At 61.2% G+C, this 19,201-nt stretch carries 23 protein-coding genes; 12 read left to right on the top strand and 11 right to left on the bottom strand.

Annotated elements, in window-relative coordinates; translation table 11 throughout:
- Positions 1-37 precede the first annotated feature (37 nt).
- The gene (gene alaC / locus OC445_RS18990) at positions 38-1,249 is read right to left on the bottom strand and encodes an alanine transaminase (RefSeq protein ID WP_057975137.1); all 1,212 of its coding nucleotides are present in this window, start codon (positions 1,247-1,249) and stop codon (positions 38-40) included.
- Positions 1,250-1,444: 195 nt separating this feature from the next.
- Between alaC and OC445_RS18985 the strand changes: the two genes are divergently transcribed.
- Positions 1,445-1,927: a GyrI-like domain-containing protein gene (locus OC445_RS18985; RefSeq protein WP_047711634.1), complete on the top strand. Its 483-nt coding sequence runs from the start codon at positions 1,445-1,447 to the stop codon at positions 1,925-1,927.
- Positions 1,928-1,993: 66 nt separating this feature from the next.
- Here the strand turns inward: OC445_RS18985 and OC445_RS18980 are convergent, their stop codons facing one another.
- Positions 1,994-2,485 (bottom strand): GNAT family N-acetyltransferase, encoded by a 492-nt coding sequence (locus OC445_RS18980; protein ID WP_014719637.1) that lies wholly within the window; start codon positions 2,483-2,485, stop codon positions 1,994-1,996.
- A gap of 145 nt (positions 2,486-2,630) precedes the next feature.
- On the opposite strand from OC445_RS18980, the gene OC445_RS18975 reads away from it, so the two are divergent.
- From OC445_RS18975 to OC445_RS18960, 4 genes are read left to right on the top strand one after another with little or no spacing between them, the layout of a single operon-like run.
- Entirely contained in the window at positions 2,631-3,050 is a 420-nt protein-coding gene (locus tag OC445_RS18975; RefSeq protein ID WP_060765182.1) for a YybH family protein, read from the top strand.
- 42 nt (positions 3,051-3,092) lie between these two features.
- A complete protein-coding gene (locus OC445_RS18970) occupies positions 3,093-3,446 on the top strand; it encodes a YciI family protein (RefSeq protein WP_198790623.1) in 354 nt (117 codons plus the stop codon).
- Positions 3,447-3,470: 24 nt separating this feature from the next.
- Positions 3,471-3,947 (top strand): SRPBCC family protein, encoded by a 477-nt coding sequence (locus OC445_RS18965; protein WP_072448473.1) that lies wholly within the window; start codon positions 3,471-3,473, stop codon positions 3,945-3,947.
- Positions 3,944-5,167: an RNA polymerase sigma factor gene (locus tag OC445_RS18960; protein ID WP_057975140.1), complete on the top strand. Its 1,224-nt coding sequence runs from the start codon at positions 3,944-3,946 to the stop codon at positions 5,165-5,167. The genes OC445_RS18965 and OC445_RS18960 overlap by 4 nt, the downstream gene beginning before the upstream one ends.
- 112 nt (positions 5,168-5,279) lie before the next feature.
- Here the strand turns inward: OC445_RS18960 and OC445_RS18955 are convergent, their stop codons facing one another.
- The gene (locus OC445_RS18955) at positions 5,280-6,134 is read right to left on the bottom strand and encodes a LysR family transcriptional regulator (RefSeq protein ID WP_034128498.1); all 855 of its coding nucleotides are present in this window, start codon (positions 6,132-6,134) and stop codon (positions 5,280-5,282) included.
- An 88-nt stretch (positions 6,135-6,222) separates the two neighbouring features.
- On the opposite strand from OC445_RS18955, the gene OC445_RS18950 reads away from it, so the two are divergent.
- Entirely contained in the window at positions 6,223-6,687 is a 465-nt protein-coding gene (locus tag OC445_RS18950) for a multidrug/biocide efflux PACE transporter (protein WP_034128497.1), read from the top strand.
- 80 nt (positions 6,688-6,767) lie between these two features.
- Here the strand turns inward: OC445_RS18950 and OC445_RS18945 are convergent, their stop codons facing one another.
- Positions 6,768-7,526, bottom strand: coding sequence for an SDR family NAD(P)-dependent oxidoreductase (locus OC445_RS18945; RefSeq protein WP_198790622.1), 759 nt, complete (start codon positions 7,524-7,526; stop codon positions 6,768-6,770).
- Between the two features lie 105 nt (positions 7,527-7,631).
- Between OC445_RS18945 and OC445_RS18940 the strand changes: the two genes are divergently transcribed.
- Positions 7,632-8,528: a LysR family transcriptional regulator gene (locus tag OC445_RS18940; protein WP_198790621.1), complete on the top strand. Its 897-nt coding sequence runs from the start codon at positions 7,632-7,634 to the stop codon at positions 8,526-8,528.
- Here the strand turns inward: OC445_RS18940 and OC445_RS18935 are convergent.
- Entirely contained in the window at positions 8,525-9,442 is a 918-nt protein-coding gene (locus OC445_RS18935) for a LysR family transcriptional regulator (RefSeq protein ID WP_014719628.1), read from the bottom strand. The two genes, OC445_RS18940 and OC445_RS18935, sit on opposite strands and share 4 nt — an antisense overlap.
- A 249-nt stretch (positions 9,443-9,691) precedes the next feature.
- Here OC445_RS18935 and OC445_RS18930 point away from each other — a divergent pair, with 249 nt between their 5' ends.
- The 3 genes from OC445_RS18930 to OC445_RS18920 are packed head-to-tail and all read left to right on the top strand — an operon-like array spanning position 9,692 to position 12,356.
- Positions 9,692-10,450 carry a 5-oxoprolinase subunit PxpA gene (locus tag OC445_RS18930; protein ID WP_198790620.1) on the top strand — a complete coding sequence of 253 codons (759 nt, stop codon included), beginning with the start codon at positions 9,692-9,694 and terminating at the stop codon, positions 10,448-10,450.
- Positions 10,451-10,506: 56 nt separating this feature from the next.
- On the top strand, positions 10,507-11,385 hold the full coding sequence (locus tag OC445_RS18925; protein WP_198790619.1) for a 5-oxoprolinase subunit B family protein: 879 nt from the start codon (positions 10,507-10,509) through the stop codon (positions 11,383-11,385).
- Positions 11,382-12,356, top strand: a complete 975-nt coding sequence (locus tag OC445_RS18920; RefSeq protein ID WP_054918276.1) for a biotin-dependent carboxyltransferase family protein — start codon at positions 11,382-11,384, stop codon at positions 12,354-12,356. Before OC445_RS18925 ends, OC445_RS18920 begins: the two co-directional genes overlap by 4 nt.
- Positions 12,357-12,473: 117 nt before the next feature.
- Here the strand turns inward: OC445_RS18920 and OC445_RS18915 are convergent, their stop codons facing one another.
- The 3 genes from OC445_RS18915 to OC445_RS18905 all read right to left on the bottom strand — a co-directional run bounded on the left by OC445_RS18915 (position 12,474) and on the right by OC445_RS18905 (position 15,166).
- A complete protein-coding gene (locus OC445_RS18915) occupies positions 12,474-13,493 on the bottom strand; it encodes a transporter (protein ID WP_057975143.1) in 1,020 nt (339 codons plus the stop codon).
- A 145-nt stretch (positions 13,494-13,638) separates the two neighbouring features.
- A complete protein-coding gene (locus OC445_RS18910) occupies positions 13,639-13,944 on the bottom strand; it encodes a PepSY domain-containing protein (protein WP_034128489.1) in 306 nt (101 codons plus the stop codon).
- 94 nt (positions 13,945-14,038) lie between these two features.
- Positions 14,039-15,166 (bottom strand): glycerophosphodiester phosphodiesterase, encoded by a 1,128-nt coding sequence (locus OC445_RS18905; RefSeq protein ID WP_034128488.1) that lies wholly within the window; start codon positions 15,164-15,166, stop codon positions 14,039-14,041.
- A 232-nt stretch (positions 15,167-15,398) separates the two neighbouring features.
- Here OC445_RS18905 and OC445_RS18900 point away from each other — a divergent pair, with 232 nt between their 5' ends.
- A complete protein-coding gene (locus OC445_RS18900) occupies positions 15,399-15,722 on the top strand; it encodes a DUF2025 family protein (protein WP_089042441.1) in 324 nt (107 codons plus the stop codon).
- 132 nt (positions 15,723-15,854) lie between these two features.
- Here the strand turns inward: OC445_RS18900 and OC445_RS18895 are convergent, their stop codons facing one another.
- Both OC445_RS18895 and OC445_RS18890 read right to left on the bottom strand, forming a co-directional pair.
- Entirely contained in the window at positions 15,855-16,175 is a 321-nt protein-coding gene (locus OC445_RS18895) for an antibiotic biosynthesis monooxygenase family protein (protein WP_054918277.1), read from the bottom strand.
- The gene (locus tag OC445_RS18890) at positions 16,172-16,879 is read right to left on the bottom strand and encodes a CTP synthase (protein ID WP_089042443.1); all 708 of its coding nucleotides are present in this window, start codon (positions 16,877-16,879) and stop codon (positions 16,172-16,174) included. Before OC445_RS18890 ends, OC445_RS18895 begins: the two co-directional genes overlap by 4 nt.
- A 79-nt stretch (positions 16,880-16,958) precedes the next feature.
- Here OC445_RS18890 and OC445_RS18885 point away from each other — a divergent pair, with 79 nt between their 5' ends.
- On the top strand, positions 16,959-17,843 hold the full coding sequence (locus OC445_RS18885; protein WP_054896730.1) for a LysR family transcriptional regulator: 885 nt from the start codon (positions 16,959-16,961) through the stop codon (positions 17,841-17,843).
- A gap of 25 nt (positions 17,844-17,868) precedes the next feature.
- Here OC445_RS18885 and OC445_RS18880 read toward each other — a convergent pair whose 3' ends face one another.
- Positions 17,869-19,188: a methyl-accepting chemotaxis protein gene (locus tag OC445_RS18880; protein ID WP_181123968.1), complete on the bottom strand. Its 1,320-nt coding sequence runs from the start codon at positions 19,186-19,188 to the stop codon at positions 17,869-17,871.
- Positions 19,189-19,201: the final 13 nt, after the last annotated feature.

The following is a 19,201-nucleotide window of genomic DNA, read 5'->3' as shown; positions in this document are numbered from 1 at the left end:
GCTCCCACATTGATTGGGTTTCTTCAGGTGGATCAAGTCAGGCTTTGGTCACCAACCCATCCGCCCTGAACATCCCGCGAATCCCACGCACGGCCTGGCGAATCCGGTCCTGGTTTTCGATCAGCGCAAAGCGCACATGATCGTCGCCATACTCACCAAAGCCGATCCCCGGCGACACACACACCTTCGCTTCCAATAGCAGTTTCTTGGCAAACTCCAGCGAGCCCATGGCCGCGTACTGCTCGGGAATCTTGGCCCAGACGTACATCGACGCCTTCGGATTCTCCACCATCCAGCCCAGTTCATGCAGGCCCTTGACCAGCACATTGCGACGCTGGCGGTACTGCTCGGCGATGTCCTTCACGCACTGTTGGTCGCCTTCCAGCGCCGCAATCGCCGCCACTTGCAGCGGGGTGAAGGTGCCGTAGTCGTGGTAGCTCTTGATGCGTGCCAGGGCGTTGACCAGTTCAGGGTTGCCCACCATGAAGCCGATGCGCCAGCCGGCCATGTTGTAGCTCTTGGACAGGGTGAAAAACTCCACCGCAATGTCCTTGGCGCCGGGCACTTGCATGATCGAGGGGGCTTTCCAGCCGTCGTAGACGATGTCGGCGTAGGCCAGGTCGTGCACCACCAGCACGTCGTACTGCTTGGCCAGGGCGATCACCCGTTCGAAGAAGTCCAGCTCCACGCACTGCGCGGTCGGGTTGGACGGGAAGCCGAGGATCATCATCTTCGGCTTGGGGATCGAGCCACGAATCGCGCGCTCCAGCTCAGCGAAGAAATCCACGCCCGGTATCAGCGGCACCGAACGTACCTGGGCGCCGGCAATCACTGCGCCGTAGATATGAATCGGGTAGCTGGGGTTGGGCACCAGCACGGTATCGCCCTGGTCCAGGGTGGCCAGCATCAAGTGCGCCAGGCCTTCCTTGGAACCGATGGTCACGATAGCTTCGGACTCCGGGTCGATTTCCACCGCGTAACGGTCCTTGTACCAACGCGAAATCGCCCGGCGCAAGCGCGGAATGCCTTTGGAGGTGGAGTAGCCGTGGGTGTCTTCACGCTGGGCGACGGTGACCATTTTCTCCACGATATGAGGAGGCGTGGCGCCGTCAGGATTACCCATGCTCAAGTCGATGATGTCTTCGCCGCGCCGACGCGCAGCCATCTTCAGCTCGGCAGTGATATTGAAAACATACGGGGGGAGTCGATCTATGCGCGCAAAGCGGCGCGGCGAACCTTGGTCTGCCATTGTTGCCTCGAGGTACGTAAGCGCCCGGAACCGTCCGAGCGACGTCGGCCACTGCGGTGGCCTGCGGGGCAGACAATACGGGCGATGATGGCCAGTTGTCCAGATGCGTAGGAAATTTTTCTACATGGAGTACAACGCGGATATGCCCCTATACTCGATGCGGGTTTGTTCCCTCATAAGAAGGAGACTGTTCGTATGGATCAGCAGACAAAACAACCGTTGGAGCCACGCCTGGAAGCCGGTAAGGCCCTGGTGATCGCCGGGGTACAAGGGCGATATTCGAAGGCCACCGTTGGCGATATCCCACGGCTGTGGGAGTTGTTCGATACCTGTATCAAGGACATCAAGAAGCGCGTCGGCGGTGTGACCTACGGGGTGTGCCATAACCCGCATCACGGCGAATTCGATTACCTGGCAGGTGTTGAAGTCCCGGCCAAGAAGGACGTGCCGAGCAATTTCGAGGTGATCGAAATTCCGCCACTCAACTATGCCGTGTTCCCCCACTACGGGCCGGTGCAGGCGCTTGAGCAAACCTACGAGCGCATCATGTTCGAATGGCTGCCGCATTCGGGCTACAAGGTCATGGGTGCGGATTTCGAGCGCTATAGCGCGGACTTCGATGCCAGGAAGGGCACGGGGACGGTGGAAATCTGGCTGCCGATCGGGGAGCGGGGCTGACACTGCACCCGATGTCACGTAAACACGACATGCACGCTTAAAAGTCATGTTTACGTGACATTGCCGCTATGGATTAAACCTGAAACTCAACCGGCGCTCATACCCTACGCGACCCTTGTACGCCTCACCGCGATCGACCCATCCCGCCCCCAGATACAACCCCATTGCCGCCAGGTTGTGGGCATCCACCGACAACTCCAACCCCTTGATCTGCGGCCAGGCCTCGCGCGCCACGGCGGGCAACGCCTGCAAACACATCTTACCGTATCCACGCCCCTGCTGATGCCGGTCTACCTGTAGCGCGTGGAGTGTGGCGCTGTGTTCATCGGCCCAATGAGGCAGGCACGGTGGTCGCTTGAGCAGCAGGAACGCCACAGGAAGGTCGTCGACCAACAGCGCAAAGCCCTTGACCCCAGGGCTCGGGTTGGCGAGCAGGGTATTGAGGGCGCAATACATATCACCGCAAAACGGCAGTTGTTCAGGGTGAACTTCGATGGCGCCGACTTGCTGTTGTTGCACAGCGTTCAGCGCCTCGTAAGCAACGAGGCGGGTTGGCATGGGACTATCCGAACGGCTGCAAGAGAAGTGGCAGTTTATCGGGTTTGAGCCACGGGAAATTATTTTTCAGGGGGATGTCGATTTCCCTCGGGGCCATTCGACTAAGGGGGTCTTCCGTGATTTTCCACCCCAAGGAGTCATCGCCATGAGCACTGCAATCAAGAGCCTGATCGAGCAATGGAAAGGCGCCGTTGTCAGTCGCGATATCGACCAGATTGTCAGCTTTTACGCCGACGATATCGTCTCGTTCGACGCTGTAACCGCTCTGCAATTCAAGGGCAAGGCGGCCTATCGCGCGCATTGGGAGGCGTGCATGGAGCACTGCCCCGGCCCCGGCATCTTCGAGTTTCATGAACTGCATGTCGTCGAAGCGCCAGACAGCGCATTCGCCCACTGGCTGGCCCACTGCGGCGGTGCCGGGCCGGACGGTGAGGTGAAGGCTTGCTGGATGCGTGTCACCGCCGGCTACCAGCGCATCGATGGCCAATGGAAGGTGGTGCACGAGCACTGGTCGGCGCCGTTTGATATGCAAAGCGGCACGGCGTTGTTCGACCTGAAACCTTGAGCACCGCGAACTATAGTCAGTAGTCCGAAAACGGAGAACGCCATGAAATACCTGTGCCTGATCTACAGCAACGAACAGGCGTTGCACACCTCGCCCGACAGCCCCCATGACTCGGAATGTCTGGCCTACGCCGAGGCCATCCAGGCCAGCGGGCGCATGCTGGCCTCCGAGCCGCTGGAGTCGGTGACCAGCGCCACCACCGTGCGCATGCGCAACGGCAAGCTGTCGATCACCGACGGGCCGTTTGCCGAAACCAAGGAGCAGCTCGCCGGGTTCTACCTGATCGACGCCAAGGACCTCAATGAAGCGCTCCAGGTGGCTGGCGGCATTCCGGCGGCCCGGGTCGGCAGTGTGGAAGTGCGCCCCGTGCGCCAATTGAATCTCTCAACACAATAATCAAAAGACGTGAGGAGGTTTCCCGTGAACACTCAACCCGCCCAATTTGAACTGTCCATCAGCCGCTTGATCGATGCGCCGCGCCGCCGGGTGTTTCGCGCCTGGACTGAGCCAACCCTGCTGCAACAATGGTGGGGCCCCCACGGCATGACCACCCCTGAATGCGAGATGAACCTGTGGGTCGGCGGCTTGTTCCGCACCTTGATGCGTGCGCCCGATGGCAGCGAGTTCCCGACCCAGGGCGTGTTCCTGGAAATCGATGCGCCCAACCGCCTGGTGTTTACCGACGCGTTCATGCCGGGTTGGGTGCCTTCGGGCAAGCCGTTCATGAGCGCCGAAGTCACCTTTGAGGAGGTCGGCGAAAAGACGCTCTATACCGCCCGCGCCATGCACTGGAGTGCCGAGGACAAGCAGGTCCACGAAGCCATGGGCTTTCATGACGGCTGGGGCCAGAGCCTGGACCGCCTGGTGAAGTTGGTGACCGAGGACATGGTCGATTGACCCAGCAGATCGACGCTATTTACCGCCGCGAATCACGCCGCGTGCTCGCGACGTTGATTCGTGTGCTGGGTGATTTCGACTTGGCCGAGGAGGCGCTGCACGAAGCATTTTTTGTCGCCCTGCAGCGCTGGCCCGAGGATGGCGTGCCGGATAATCCACGGGCGTGGCTGGTGTCCACCGGTCGCTTCAAAGCCATCGACCGCCTGCGTCGGCAGTCGCGTTTTACCCCGTTATTGGAAGAGCAGGCCGAGGCGTTGGAGGTCGCGCCTTGGAGTGATGAAGACGTGGAAGACGACCGCCTGCGCCTGATGTTCACTTGCTGCCACCCAGCGTTGGCAGCCAATGCCCAGGTTGCGCTGACCTTGCGCGAGATCTGCGACCTGAGCACCGAGGCCATCGCTCACGCTTTTCTTGCCACGCCCACCACCATTGCCCAACGCATCGTGCGCGCCAAGGGCAAGATCCGTGAGGCGAAAATTCCGTATCAAGTGCCGTCCCGCGCCGAATTGCCCGAACGATTGGACAGTGTGCTGCGGGTGATTTACCTGGTGTTCAACGAGGGCTATTCGGCGTCAGCGGGTGCCGACCTCACCCGTGAGGACCTGACCTTGGAGGCCATTCGCCTGGGGCGTTTGCTGCTGGAGTTGCTGCCCGAGCCGGAAGTCATGGGCTTGCTGGCGTTAATGTTGCTGCACGAGTCGCGTCGGCCTGCCCGCACTTCTGCCAGCGGCGAACTGGTGCTGTTGGACGCTCAGGATCGTACGCTTTGGGACAGGGCCTTGATCGCTGAAGGCTGCGCATTGGTGGAGCAGGCGCTGATGACGCCACGCTTCGGGCCGTATTGCTTGCAGGCTGCGATTGCCGCCGTGCACGCCGAGGCGCCCAGCGCAGGAGAAACCGATTGGCGGCAGATTGTCGGGCTCTACGATGTATTGCTCAGGTCTGTGCCGTCGCCGGTGATCGAGTTGAACCGTGCGGTAGCGGTGGCGATGGAGCAGGGGCCGTTGGCGGGGTTGGTGCTGGTAGACAATCTTTTGCAGCGCGGTGAGTTGCAGGACTACCACTTGGCGCATTCGGCGCGTGGGGAGTTTTGCCGGCAGTTGGGGCGGTTTGACGAAGCCCGCAGCGCGTACGAAAAAGCGCTGTCGCTGACGCAACAGGCGCCAGAAAAACGCTTCATCACGCGGCGTCTCGCCGAACTCAATTCCTCCAGGCAGTGACGATCCAAATGTAGGAGCGAGCTTGCTCGCGAAAAACTCACAGACGCCACGTTTCTTCAGGAAGCACGCGTTATCGTTGACGTTCTTCGCGAGCAAGCTCGCTCCTACAGGCTCATTCCAGCATCTTGCCCAGCAACCAGCTCCCCGCAGGCCCCGGCGGCTGGTGCCGGGACCACAGCGCATCCACCGCCACCGAACGCGGCCAACTGCGCACCTTGAGTTCAACCAACTGGTTGCCGCCAAAGCGCTCCACCAGCCAGCGTGGAATCGGTGCCCAGCCAAACCCCAGCTGTGCCATCTCCATCAGCATCAGGTAACTCGGCGCCGACCATACTCGCTGCGTACCGCGGTTTTCATTGGGGCTGATGATGCTCGCCAAACGCAACTCCCGGTGTTGTTGCAAGGTGTGCGGGTGAACCTTGTCCAGGGTCGCCAATGGGTGTCCAGGCGAGACAAACAGCGCGATCTCCGTGCGCTCCTCCACCGTGGAGAAGGAAAGGTCCGGCGGGTAGGCTTCTTGTTTCTCGATAAACGCGATCTGCGCCCGGCCACTTTGCACCAGTGCGATCAAGTCTTCGCATTCCGCGATCAGGCATTCCAGCTCAAGGTCCGGGTAGCGTTGCTCGAAGGCCGTGAGGGCGACCTCGAATCGATCGGATTGGTAAGTATCGGACATGGCGAGACTCAACTTCGGCTCCAGGCCTTGCGATAACTGACTGGCTGCCAGCTCCAGGCGGCTACTGGCTTCCAGCACTTGCTCAGCCCTTTGCAGCAACACTTGCCCCGCCGGCGTGAGGGTCGGCTTGCGGCTGCTGCGGTCAAACAGCACCACGTTCAGGTCAATCTCAAGGCTGGCCACTGCCGCGCTCACGGTGGACTGGCTTTTGCCCAGCTTGCGCGCCGCCGCGGAAAACGAGCCTTGGGTGGCAGCCTGGACAAACGCCTGAAGCACTTCATGGGAGGCCATGACTATCGCCTTGATCGATGGTTATTGGTTGTGAAGTATCGATACAAAGCCTGATCATGGCAACCATCGTCACTCACGGAGCCGGGTCATGACCCCTACCAAATCCTTTACTGAACGCGTGTTTCAAGCCCTTGGTTTCGAAGGGCTGGCCTTATTGATTTGCACGCCGCTGTTGGTGTGGATCACCGGCCGGCCGGCGCTGGAAATGGGCGCAGTGACCCTGGGCATCAGCCTGTTGGCACTGAGCTGGAACGTGGTGTTTAACAGCCTGTTCGACCGCCTTAAAACCCGCCTGCAACTGGCCAACGGTGGTTGGACCCGTGTGCTGCACGCGCTGTTGTTTGAAGGCGGCCTGATTCTCTTGGCAGTGCCGTTGATTGCCGCCTTGATGAAGATCAGCCTGCTGGAGGCCTTCATCCTCGACATTGGCGTGCTGTTGTTCTTCCTGCCGTACACCTACGTGTACCACTGGGGTTATGACGTCATTCGGGAAAAAATCAGCGAAAAAAACGCCGCCCACTGTAGGAGCGAGCTTGCTCGCGAAGATCGCTAACGATAACGCGAGGCCTCTGGAAACACGCGGCGCTCTTGAGTTTTTCGCGAGCAAGCTCGCTCCTACAGAGGGGAAGCCGTTTAGAGGAACATCCCCCCCGACGCCTCGATCCGCTGGCCGGTGATCCAATGACTGCCATCGGCCAGCAAGGTCGAAATCGCCCCGCCAATATCGTCTGGCAAGCCAGCGCGGCCCAGGGCGGTGTTATTGGCAACCATCGCATTCACATCGGTGTTATCGCGTACCGCGCCGCCGCCGAAGTCAGTGGCAATCGCGCCCGGTGCCAGGGTGTTCACGGTAATACCCCGTGGGCCCAGCTCTTTAGCCTGGTAGCGCGACAAGACTTCCACCGCGCCTTTCATGGACGCGTAAGCGGCATAACCCGGCAGGCTGAAGCGCGCCAGGCCGCTGGAGACATTGATAATGCGCCCGCCATCGCTGATCAGCGGCAGCAGTTTTTGCGTGAGGAAAAACGGTGCCTTCACATGGATCGCCACCAACTGGTCGAACTGGGCTTCGGTGGTTTCGGCAAAGCTTGCGTAGGTGCCAACCCCGGCGTTGTTGATCAGGAAGTTGAAATGTTCCTGGGCGAACACATCCTTGAGCAGGGTGCCGATCTGCCCAACGAATGCATCGAAGGTTGCGCTCTGGCTGACGTCCAATTGCAGCATGGCGCCGCGACCGCCCAAGGCCTCTACCTGGGCAACCACGGCTTGGGCTTCGGCCGCTGCGCTGTGGTAAGTGCCGATGATGTCGATGCCTTGCGCAGCCAGGTGCAGGGCGGCGCTTTTGCCCAGGCCACGACTGGCGCCGGTGATGAGTGCGATTTTACGGGTCATGGTGCAGTCCTCAGTGGGGGTCAGTGGGAGTGAGTGTATTTGTCCGCCTATAACGTGATAAACAGTGCTATAGCGGAATCACTGGCCGGATAAGGCGAACAATCCATGAACAAGCTAGAGCTGCTGCGCACCTTCGTACGGGTGACCGAATTGTCGAGTTTCACCCAGGCCGGTGAAAGCCTCGGCCTGCCGCGCTCCACCGTGTCCGAGCATGTGCAGGCCCTGGAAGAGCTGCTCGGTGCGCGACTGTTGCAACGCACCACGCGCAAGGTGCAGGCGACCCAGGATGGCCGTGTGTTGTATGAACGCAGCAAGGACCTGCTGGCGCATATGGAAGAGCTCGAGGGCCTGTTTCGCCAGGATGAGACCCAACTGGCCGGGCGCATTCGAGTAGACATGCCTAACGTCATGGCACGCAGCGTGATCTTGCCGAACCTGCCCACCTTCATGGCGCGCCATCCTCTGATCGACATGGAGATCAGCGGTTCGGACCGCCAGGTGGACCTGATCGCCGAAGGTTTTGATTGCGTGGTGCGCGTCGGCGCCCAGCCCGATCAAACCGTGGTAGCGCGGCGGGTGTGCAGCATGCCGATGGTCAACTGCGCGAGCGCGGCGTACCTGCAACGGTATGGCGTGCCCGAAACCCTGGCAGACCTGGCGCATCACCAGTTGGTGCATTATGTGCGGCCGCTGGGCGCACGCTCGGCCGGGTTCGAATACATGGTGGGCAACAAGGTGCAGCGGCTGGCGATGGCAGGCCGGGTGACGGTCAACAGCACCGACGCCTATCAATCGGCGTGCCTGGGCGGGTTTGGCATCACCCAGGTGCCGCAGCTCGGGATACGCGACTTATTGGCCAGCGGCGAGTTGGTGGCGGTGCTGCCCGACTACCAAGCGCCGCCCTTAGATGTGTCGTTGCTGTACGCCGGCCAGCGGCATCTGCCGTTGCGAGTGCGGGTGTTCATGGACTGGTTGACCGCCACCCTGCAAGCTCATCTTTAACGGCGTGCCGACAACTGCTGGGGCGCCAGAAACGCGTCGTGGAAGTAATCCCGGAACGCTTGCATCGCTGGGGTAAACGCGCGCTCGCGGTGCCAGGCCAGGCCGACGCTCATGGGTGTGACCGGGTCGGTCACGGTCAGGGTTTCGATGCGTTTGCCTTCCAGGGACCAGGGCCGGTGCACCAGGTCTGACAGGATCGCCACGCCGCTGCCGTTGGCTACCATGCTGCGCACCGCCTCCACTGAGCTGGTGCGCAGCCGCACCTTGGGCGTTTGCCCGGCCTGTTCCCAGTAGCGCATGGCGCTGTGTTCGGCTTCGTCGACGGTGAGCAAAATGTAGGGTTCTTGGGCCACGTCGGCCAGGCTCACGGCACCGCGTTCGCACAACGGGTGATGGCTGGGCAGCCACAAGCGGCGCTCGGAGTTGAACAGAATTTCCGAGACGATATCCGCGTGGGTAAGGTTGGCGGTCAGCACCACGGCCATGTCGAACTGGCCGTCGAGCAGGCCCTGTTCGATGGCCTGGCGCTCCTGTTCGAACACCTCGATGGTTACGTCCGGATGCCAATGCTCCATGCGCTGTAAATGGTGCGGCAGGAAATAACCCAGCACCGTGTAGCTGGCCGCCACCCGCAGCACGCCGCTGGCGCGGTAGTCCGGCAACGGGCTGTTGAGGGCGTCCTCCACACTGCGCACAATCACATAGGCACGGTTGAGAAAATGCCGCCCGGCGTCGGTGAGGTTCATGCCTTGGGCCGAGCGCACGAACAACTGCACGCCGAGCATGGCTTCCAGCTCCTTGATCGCTGTGGTCACCGCCGATTGGGAAATATTCAGATGAATTGCTGCCTGGGAAATCTGGCCGATTTCCGCAGTGGCGACGAAATAGCGAACCTGGCGCAAGGTTAAAGACATATCGCACTCTGCTTATTGATCGTTCCCATGCTCTGCGTGGGAGTACCTCTTGTGGCGCTCCGCGCCACGGTCTCAAGTGCGGACGCAAAGCGTCCATGGCTGCATTCCCACGCAGAGCGTGGGAACGATCTGGGGTTGAGGATAAAAAGCTATCTGATTTTCAGAAGATGGGCCATCTGATAATAGATCTTCCCAAGGGGTCAAGCCCCGGCCTACTTTGCGGGCATCACCTTTGGCGGAGCGCCCCTGATGCAGGCAGTGGATTTCAATTCAGACATGGGCGAAAGCTTTGGCCCCTGGACCATCGGCGACGGCGTCGACGCAGAGCTGATGGCCTATATCAGCTCCGCCAATATCGCCACCGGCTTTCACGCCGGCGACCCCGGCACCATGCGCCGCACCGTCGAGCGCGCCAAGCAACTGGGTGTGGCCATCGGCGCGCACCCAGGCTTTCGTGACCTGGTGGGTTTCGGTCGCCGGCACATCAACGCACCGGCGCAGGAATTGGTGGACGACATGCTCTACCAGCTCGGTGCCCTGCGTGAAATGGCCCGCGCCCAAGGCGTGACCCTGCAACATATCAAGCCTCACGGCGCGCTTTACATGCACCTGGCCAGTGATGAAGAGGCCGCCCGGCTGTTGGTGCAGAACCTGCAAATCATTGAGCCCACGCTGATGCTGTACTGCATGCCCAACTCAGTGATCTGGCGCATCGCCAAGGAACTGGGGCAGCCGGTGGTGCGCGAGTTCTATGCCGACCGTGAATACGACCTGAGCGGCTCCATCGTGTTTACCCGCAATGTGCGGGCGCTGGCCCCAGCCACAGTGGCCGCCCGGGTCTTGCGTGCGTGTCAGGCCGGCCTGGTACGTACCGTCGAAGGCGAAGACCTTGCGATCGAATTCGATTCCATCTGCCTGCACAGCGACACCCCTGGCGCCCTGGATCTGGTGGAGGCTACCCGTGAAGCCTTGGACCAGGCGGGTATCGACGTCAGAACACCCCGATAAGATCCAACCCTTACTTTTTTGCCTGCCTTTCTACAAAGATTCCAAGAGGAACAGACATGGCTGAAACGTCCCCCATCCGCTATAGCTTCGGCGGTGATGAACATCTGTTTGCCGAGGTCAGCGACAGCATGTCCCTGGAGGCTTTTTTCAAGGGCATGGCGGTGACCCGCGCCGTGGAGCGCCTGGCACTGGAAGGCGTACTGGATGTGTGCCTGGCCAATGCATCCTTCCAGATTCGCTTCGACCCTGACCGCATCGCCCCTCACGCGCTGCTCGACGCCGTGCAAAGCGCCGAAGCCCAGGCCGTGGCCGAACGCACCTTGCGCACGCGCATCATCGAAATCCCGGTGCTCTATAACGACCCCTGGACCCACGAAACCCTGATGCGTTTTCGTGACCGCCACCAAGACCCCAGCGGCACAGACCTGGAATACGCGGCACGCATCAATGGCCTGGCCGACGTGGAAGCGTTCATCGCCGCCCACAGTGGCGCGCCGTGGTTTGTGTCGATGGTCGGCTTTGTCGCGGGCTTGCCTTTCATGTTCCAGATGGTCGAACGCGAGCGGCAATTGCAGGTGCCCAAATACCTGCGGCCACGCACCGACACACCGAAACTGACCCTGGGCCATGGCGGTTGCTTTGGCTGTATCTACTCAGTGCGAGGGGCGGGCGGTTATCAGATGTTCGGCGTTACCCCGGCACCGATCTACGACCCGGCGCAGCAGTTGGCGTACCTCAAGGAGCACATGGTGTTCTTCCGCCCTGGCGATATCGTGCAGTTCAAGCCGATGGACCGCGAGGCATATGACCTGGCGGTCGCCGAGGTGGACGCCGGGCGTTTCGACTTGCGCATTCGCCCGGTGGAGTTTTCCCTGGATGCCTTTCTCGCCGACCCCATCGGCTATCCGAAAAAACTGCAGGAGGCGCTGGCATGATCAAGGTCCTCAAACCCGGCCTCGCCACCTCCGTGCAGGACCTGGGCCGCGAAGGTTATTACCATTTGGGCATCCCACCATCGGGGGCGCTGGACCAATACGCGTTGAGTGCGGCCAACCACCTGGTGGGCAATCCCGTGGGCGCGGCGGGCCTGGAATGCACGCTGATCGGGCCGGCGCTGGAGTTCCAGCAGGACGCGCTGGTGGCCCTGAGCGGCGCCTTGATGTCGCCGCGCCTGGACGGGGAAGTGGTGCACCAGGACACCGCCTTTGCCGTGCGCGCCGGGCAGGTGCTGCGGTTCGAGTTTCCCAAGGCCGGCGCACGCACCTACCTCGCCGTCGCCGGCGGTATCGACGTGCCGTTGGTGCTCGGCAGCCGCTCCACCTACACCCTCGGCGCCCTCGGCGGGTTTAATGGCCGACGCTTGCAGGAGGGCGATCAATTGCCGATCGGTAGCGCCAGCGGTACCGGGCGTGCGGGCAACAGCTTGCCGATGGCGTTGCGGCGTTCGGTCGGCGGCGATGTGACGTTGCGGGTGGTGCCGGGGCTGTATTACGAACGCTTGAGCTTGGAGGCCAAAAGCAGCTTTTTTGCCGAGCCGTGGACGGTCGGCTCCGAGGCCGATCGCATTGGCTATCGCTTCAAGGGCGGCAGCGCGTTGAGCTTCCAGCCGCGGGAACAGCCGTTTGGCGCCGGCTCCGATCCTTCCAACATCGTGGACAGTTGCTACCCGATTGGCTCGATTCAAGTACCGGCGGGGCTGGAGCCGATTGTGCTGCACCGCGATGCGGTGTCGGGCGGTGGCTACGCGATGATCGGCACGGTGATCAGCGCCGACCTGGACTTGATCGGGCAAATGCAGCCCAACCAGCGGGCGGGGTTTGTGGCGGTGAGTCTGGAGGAGGCTTTGGAGGCGCGGCGGTTGTACAAGAAGCGGCTCAGAGCGATGACGGGACTCTTCAATCACTGAACATACGCTTAACCCCTGTGGAAGCTGGCTTGCCTGCGATAGCGGTGGGTCTGCTTGCATTGTCTTGGCTGATACACCGCAATCGCAGGCAAGCCAGTTCCCACCTTTGGGCTTATTTCAATTTGAGAATTTGCGGAATGCCCACCGCCCAGCGATCAGGGTGAAGGTTGCGACCAAGGCCACCAGTATCCAGAAGCCTTCCGGGTCTTGGGACAGGGGCACCCCACCCACATTCATGCCAAAAAAACCGGCAATGATGTTGATCGGCAGCGCCAGCACCGTCACCACTGTGAGGGTAAACAATGTGCGGTTGCTCTGTTCATTGAGGTTGGCGGCGATCTCTTCCTGCAACAGCTTGATGCGTTCGCCCAGGGCGGTCAGGTCGTTGATGATCAGCGCAAACTCCTCGGTGGATTTGCGCAATTCCTTCACGTCTTCCTTTTGCAGCCATTGCGGCGGGCGATTGAGCAGGCGTAGCAGCGAGCCCGGCTCCAAAGCCAGCAGGCGTTGCAGGCGCACCAGCACGCGGCGGGCGGCGCCCAGTTCGGCACGGTTGGTGGACAGGCGCGAAGACAACAGCTGATCCTCGATTTGGTCAACGCTGATGCTGGTCTTGCGCACGATCTGCGTCAGCACTTCGCCCTGGTCGCGCAGCAGGTGCACCAACAGCTCCAAGGGGGAGCGAAAGTGTTCGCCGGCCTTCACCGACGAGCGCAATTTATCCACCGAGTGCAACGGCTGCAGGCGTGCGCTCACCAGCAAGCGGCTGCGCGCACACACCCACAGCGTGGAAATATCCGACGACACCATGCTGCTGAAGTTGAACACCACATCGTTGACCACGGCCAATAAGGCCGAGTCCACATGCTCGATGCGCGTGGAGCGTGAGCCCTCATGCAAGGCTTCAAAAAACTCTTCTGGCAGTGACAGATGCGCCTGCATCCAGCGCTCGCAGGCGGCGTGCGCCAGGTTCAGGTGCAGCCACAGGAATTCTTCCGGATCTGGCGGTTGCTGCAAGGCGGCGAGGGCGGTGGCGGAATCAATTTGTTGGCCTTTCTCGCCGGGGCGAAAACGAAAACCGTAAAGCAGGCCAAACAGATCGGAATCTTGATGGCCGTGGTCGATGCTGTGGTTCATGGCGACTCGCAGAGAAAGGGCCTGTAGGACGTTTCACAGGTTCCTGAGCGAATCATTGCAAGGCGGTATGACGGTTATGTGACGGTTTGAGGCGCGCATAAAAAAACGCGCCACCCGAAGGTGGCGCGTTTTTTCAAGGTTCAACTCAGGTGTCTTGCTTGTTTTCCAGCACGGCACCGGTTTTGGCGTCGAGCTTCACATCCCATTTCTTGCCGGTGGTGTCGGTCAGGTCCACTTCGTAGACCAGCTTGCCAGCTTCGTGATCCAACTCGGTATCGTTGATGGTAGCGCCGGCATGTTGGGCGACGGCGGCGGCGTTGAGCTTTTCGAACGCCATCACTTCACCGGTCTTGAGCAGGCTGGGAATCTGGTCTGGACGAACATCAGCCTGGGCCAGGCCGGCGGTCAAGGTCAGGGCAGTAGCGGCGAACAGGGCGGTCAAGGTTTTCATGGTGTATGTCCTTCTTAGGTTGAGCTGTTTAAGTGGCGCCAGATTAACCAGCGCAACTTAACTCATCCTTAATGGCTCACTGACACCAACGCTTTTAGTACTTATGGTCGTTGAGCAGGTCTTGCACGCTGGACGACGGCCAGCGCTTGTAGAACTTCAACAGCTCGGCGGCGCGGTTGGTGAAGATGCCATCGACGCCGGCCTTCATGACCTTCTCGAAGTCCACCGGCTCATCCACGGTATACACATGCACCAGCAGGCCCTTGTCGTGGGTCAGCTTGTTCATTTCCGGCTTCACCAGGTCGGTGTAGCTCTGGTCGCCGTGGTCGGTCAGCTCAGCCGACGGGCCGGTGCCGATGGCGCCAAGGCTTTTGGCCTCATCGACCCACTTTTCGAATTCGGCGGCATCTTTGGGCTCTTGCTTGGCGTAGTAGGCGGCCTTGGTGGCTTCGCCAGACTCGGCGAAGGTCACTTTGGATTTGGGCTCGATGCTGCCTTCACCCACCCACAACAGCAGGATTTTCGGAGTGTTGGGCATTTCTTTCTGCAGCTCTTTGAGGCTGGCGGTTTCGAAGGTTTGCAGCACCACGCGGCCCTTGCCTTGGCCGACACCGGTGTTGCTCTTGCCCAGCTTGGAGCCGGCGGAGCTCAGCCAGCCTTTGTCCAGCAGCTTGTTTTTCAGGTCGGCTTCGATGCCCGGGAACTGCTTGGGCTCCTTGGTCTCGATGTACAGGCCGGGTTTGTGCGAGGGGTTGCCTTCGGCGATCTTGATGATGTCGTCCAGGCTCAGGATTTTCAGGCCAACGAAACCAGGGCGCGCGCGGTCCGGGTAGGCGGCGTTGAACCAGCTGCCGGCGTCGAGGGTTTGCAGTTCTTTCCAGGTGAACTCGTTGGCAGGCGCGTCTTTGCGCTCGGGGAACTTGGTGGCGACGTCGGTGGTGCGCTGCAGGTTGTTGTCGTGCAGAGCGAACAGCACGCCGTCCTTGCTGCGTTGCAAGTCCAGTTCCAGGTAGTCGGCGCCCAGGTCGCGTGCAACTTTGTAGGCAGCGGCGGTGGATTCAGGTGCGTCGTAGGATGCGCCACGGTGAGCGATCACGGCAGGATAGGGGATGCCTTCGTTTGTCGCCAATTCGGCCGGGCTGACCGGTTCGGCAGCCTGTGCCTGGCCAAGGCCGAGCATCAACGCCAGCAGCAAGGCGCTTTTGGAAAACGTGACAGGCATATGCGAAGTCCTTTCGTGGAGGTAACTTTGAGAAGGTGTCCTTTTTAACAATTGATTGCGAACGGCGCTATCACCAAACCGACATTAACGTGCGCACCGGCCAATTTTGTCGACTTTTTTGCAGGGCGTTGCAGTATTCTTACGGGTAGCTGCCCCGTCAGAGGGCGGTAATTTCTGCCACGCGTGTAAACCATCTTTCCAGTCCCTGTGGGACTTTTCAGTGAGGTTTACCATGCGCATCACTTCCGAGCTTATCTGCCAGGCCGCCGACCAACTCCAGGGATTTGTCGGCCTCAACCGCAAGACCGGCCAGTACATCGTACGTTTCAGCGAAGACTCATTCGGCATGGACGTGGCCGATGACGGCATCATCCCCACGGCCGAGTTCGTCTGGCTGCCGGCCGCCGACCACACCATGACCCTGTGCCGAGCGCGCCTGCAGTTGTTGCTCGACCAGAATATCGACGACCGCATCAAATTCACCGAGCCGCTACGCGTGTATATGCGCCGGGTAGAGATCCCGCAGATCAGCGCGTTGCGTAGTTTGGTGAGCTGAGCGTCCGCGATTTTGCTAACGATGACGAGCAAATGTGGGAGCTGGCTTGCCTGCGATAGTATCAATGCGGTTTCACTGCATCACCGAAGTGTCTGCATCGCAGGCAAGCCAGCTCCCACCGGGTTCGGTGATTCAAGTGGAGAAGGTGTAGGCCCGCTCTACCTTGCATACCCGTGTGTGAAACGCCTCATACCAAGTGGCCCGCCCTTGCTCGCGCACCTGCCGATGCTCGGCCTGCTGTTTCCAGGCCAGTATCGCCGCCTCACTGGCCCAGTAGGACACGGTGATCCCCAGTCCATCCTCCCGCGCCGATTCCACCCCCAGGAACCCCGGTTGTTGCCTGGCCAGTTCCAGCATGCGTGTGGCGGCCTCGCCATAACCCAGGTCGGCGCCGGTGCGCAGCGAGCTGAAAATTACCGCGTAATAAGGTGGGGCGGGTGTCTTGGCGATCATACCGATACCTCCTGGCAGGCCTTGAGCAGCGCAATCGCCAGCGGCGGCGTGATGCCCTTGAGTGCGGCGCGTTCGGGCTGGAACAGGGTGGCGACGAAGAACGGGTGGTCGAGCAGTTCCACCGCGCGCAGATCGCCCGCCGAATCGTGGCCGGTGGGAATCAGGTTGGCGTCCAGCAGGGCGTCGGCAAAGGCGGGGTTGATGCCGTAGCGGCAACGGTAACCCTCGTGGATGTCCAGGCGGCCGTAGGCCTGGGCAATGCGCGTGTACGGGGCCAGGCGTACGGTGTCGCTCACCTCCACCAGGGAGCAGTTCAGCGGCGTGATGACAGCGCGTTCAGCATCCGGCATTAATTCGCCGTGCTGGGCATCGGCCCAGCCGAGCACATGGCGGGCATATTCCAGCACGGCATGTTGAAAACCGCCGCAGGTACCGAGGAAAGGGCGACCTTGTTCGCGGGCAAAACGTATCGCCCGTAAGGCGCCGTCGACATCGCGATAGGGGCTGCCGGGCACGCACCAGAAACCGTCGAAGTCGCTCAGGGCAGAAGTGGAGGTGAGGGTGTCGGTGGCCAGCCATTGCACTTGGACGTTCAGGCCCAGAACGTCGGCGGCCTGTTGCAGGGCCATGGGAATGGCTTGGTGGGCGGTCACATCGGGGGTGTAATCACCGATCAGGGCAAGGTGCAGCGCGGGGGTTGGCATCATGTACGTCCATGACTTGTGGTGGGGTGATACCCACTATAGATTGGCGCTCACGCAATCAATATTGGCGTTTGCCCATATGTTCAATGCAGTCACGCACTATCAAATCGACTACGCCGACCTGTCATTGATCCTGGCCCTGGTGCGCGGCGGTACCCTGGCGCGGGCGGCGGCGCTGCTGCGGGTCGATGTGTCCACGGTATTCCGTGCGGTGCGGCGGCTGGAGGCGGCGCTGGGCCAGACCCTGTTTGAAAAAAGCCGTGCCGGTTATTTGCCCACCAGCCTGGCGAGCAACCTGGCCCAACAGGCCGAGCGTGCCGAACAGGCGCTGGAGGCGGCGCGTATTGGCGTGGAGCAGGGCGGTGAAGTGATCAGCGGTACCGTGCGCCTGACCTGCACCGACTCGGTGTTGCAAGGCTTGCTGTTGCCGGCCCTCGCGCAGTTCATGCCGGCCTACCCGGCGTTGACCCTGGAACTGAGCACCTCCAATGACTTCGCCAACCTCAGCCGCCGCGATGCGGATATCGCCCTGCGCCTGACCAAGACGCCGCCAGCACATCTTGTCGGACGTTGCCTGGGTGCGGTGACCTACCAGGTGTGTGCCAGTGCCGACTATGCGCGCCTGCACCCAGACCATGAGTGGGCCGACCTGGCCTGGATCGCGCCGGACGATTTTTTACCCGATCACCCCACCGTCATCTGGCGCCGTGAGCATTTGCCGGGCGTGCGTCCCCGTTATCGGTGCAACAGCATGCAGTCGGTGACCGAATTAGTGCGCGCGGGGTTGGGCGTGGCGGCGCTGCCGGAGTTTCTGATGGGCGATGGCCTGCAACCGCTGGGCCCTGCGCTGGCAGGGCACGATACGGCGCTGTGGTTGTTGACGCGGCCTGATTGCCGGGCGTTACGCTCGGTGGTGACGCTATTTGATGAACTGGGGCGGCATGTGCGCTGGCTGCGAAGTTAACCTGCAGACAGCCAGCGCCAATGGCTCAGCGATTGCCCCGCTCATTGGCAAACGCACTTACCGCTTGTACTGCTTCGCCGGTGCCTTCGCGAATCTGCAGGATCACCGTGCCGGCCTGGTTGGCCAGTTCCACACCCTGGGCGGCGCGGTCGCGGGTGGCGTCCATGCTGTCGATGGCTTGGCGGGTTTCGTCCTGGATCATGGCGATCATGCCGGAGATTTCGGCGGTGGAGCCGCTGGTACGCGCCGCCAGTTGCCGCACTTCATCGGCCACCACGGCAAAGCCACGGCCCTGCTCGCCGGCGCGGGCGGCTTCAATGGCGGCGTTGAGGGCCAGCAGATTGGTCTGGTCGGCAATGCCGCGAATGGTATTGACGATGGCGGTGATCTGTTGCGAGCGTTCGCCGAGTTTGGCGATCAGTTGCGAAGAGGTGTCGATATCCACGGCGATTTCGCGCATGCCGCTGGCGGTTTTCTGAATCACCTCGGCGCCTTTTTCCGCCATCTCCTGGGTGTTCAACGACAGGTGGTAAGCCTGGGCGGCGCTCTGTGCGTCAGCGGCATGCTGTCGCACGCGGGCGGTGACATCCGAGGCGAACTTCACCACTTTGCACAGGCGCCCGCTGGCGTCGTACACCGGGTTGTAGTTGGCTTCCAGCCACACGACCTGGCCGTGTTTGTCCACCCGCTCGAACTGGCCATTGAACAGCTCGCCCTGGTTCAAGCGCTTCCAGAACTCGCTGTAGGCCGCACTGTTGGCCAGCTCGGGTGTGCAAAACAGGCGGTGATGCTTGCCCTGGATCTGCGCCAGGCTGTAGCCCATGCGCTGCAGGAAATTGTCGTTTGCGGTGATGATGGTGCCGTCGAGGTTGAACTCGATCATCGCCATGGCGCGGTCGATGGCTTCGAGCTTGGCGTTGGCTTCGCTTTCGGCTTGCAGACGCGGGGTGACGTCCATGGCGTATTTCACCACTTTGATCACATTCCCCGCCTCATCCCGTACCGGGTTATAGCTGGCTTCCAGCCACACCGAGGCGCCGTTGGCGCCTACTCGTTCAAAGGTGCCCGACTGGAATTGGCCGTTTCGCAGGTGCGTCCACAGCTGGTTGTAGTCCGCGCTGCGGGCGAACGCCGGGGTACAGAACATCCGATGGGGCTGGCCCAGGATCTGTTCGGCGCGGTAGCCCATGGTCTTGATGAAGTTGTCATTGGCGCGCAGCACGGTGCCTTGCAGGTCGAATTCGATCACGGCCATGGAGCGTTCGATGGCGTCCAGCAGGCTGGTCTGTTGGGCTAGGCTGTGTTGCAGGGTACTGATGGTTTTCTTGTGAGCGTTGAATAGCATGGTGGAGGGCTCG

The sequence above is a fragment of the Pseudomonas sp. Pse35 genome, assembly GCF_024519715.1.
GTDB lineage: Bacteria > Pseudomonadota > Gammaproteobacteria > Pseudomonadales > Pseudomonadaceae > Aquipseudomonas > Aquipseudomonas paracarnis.
Note: the sequence above shows the minus strand (reverse complement) of the source record. Positions and strands in the feature narration are given on the sequence as shown.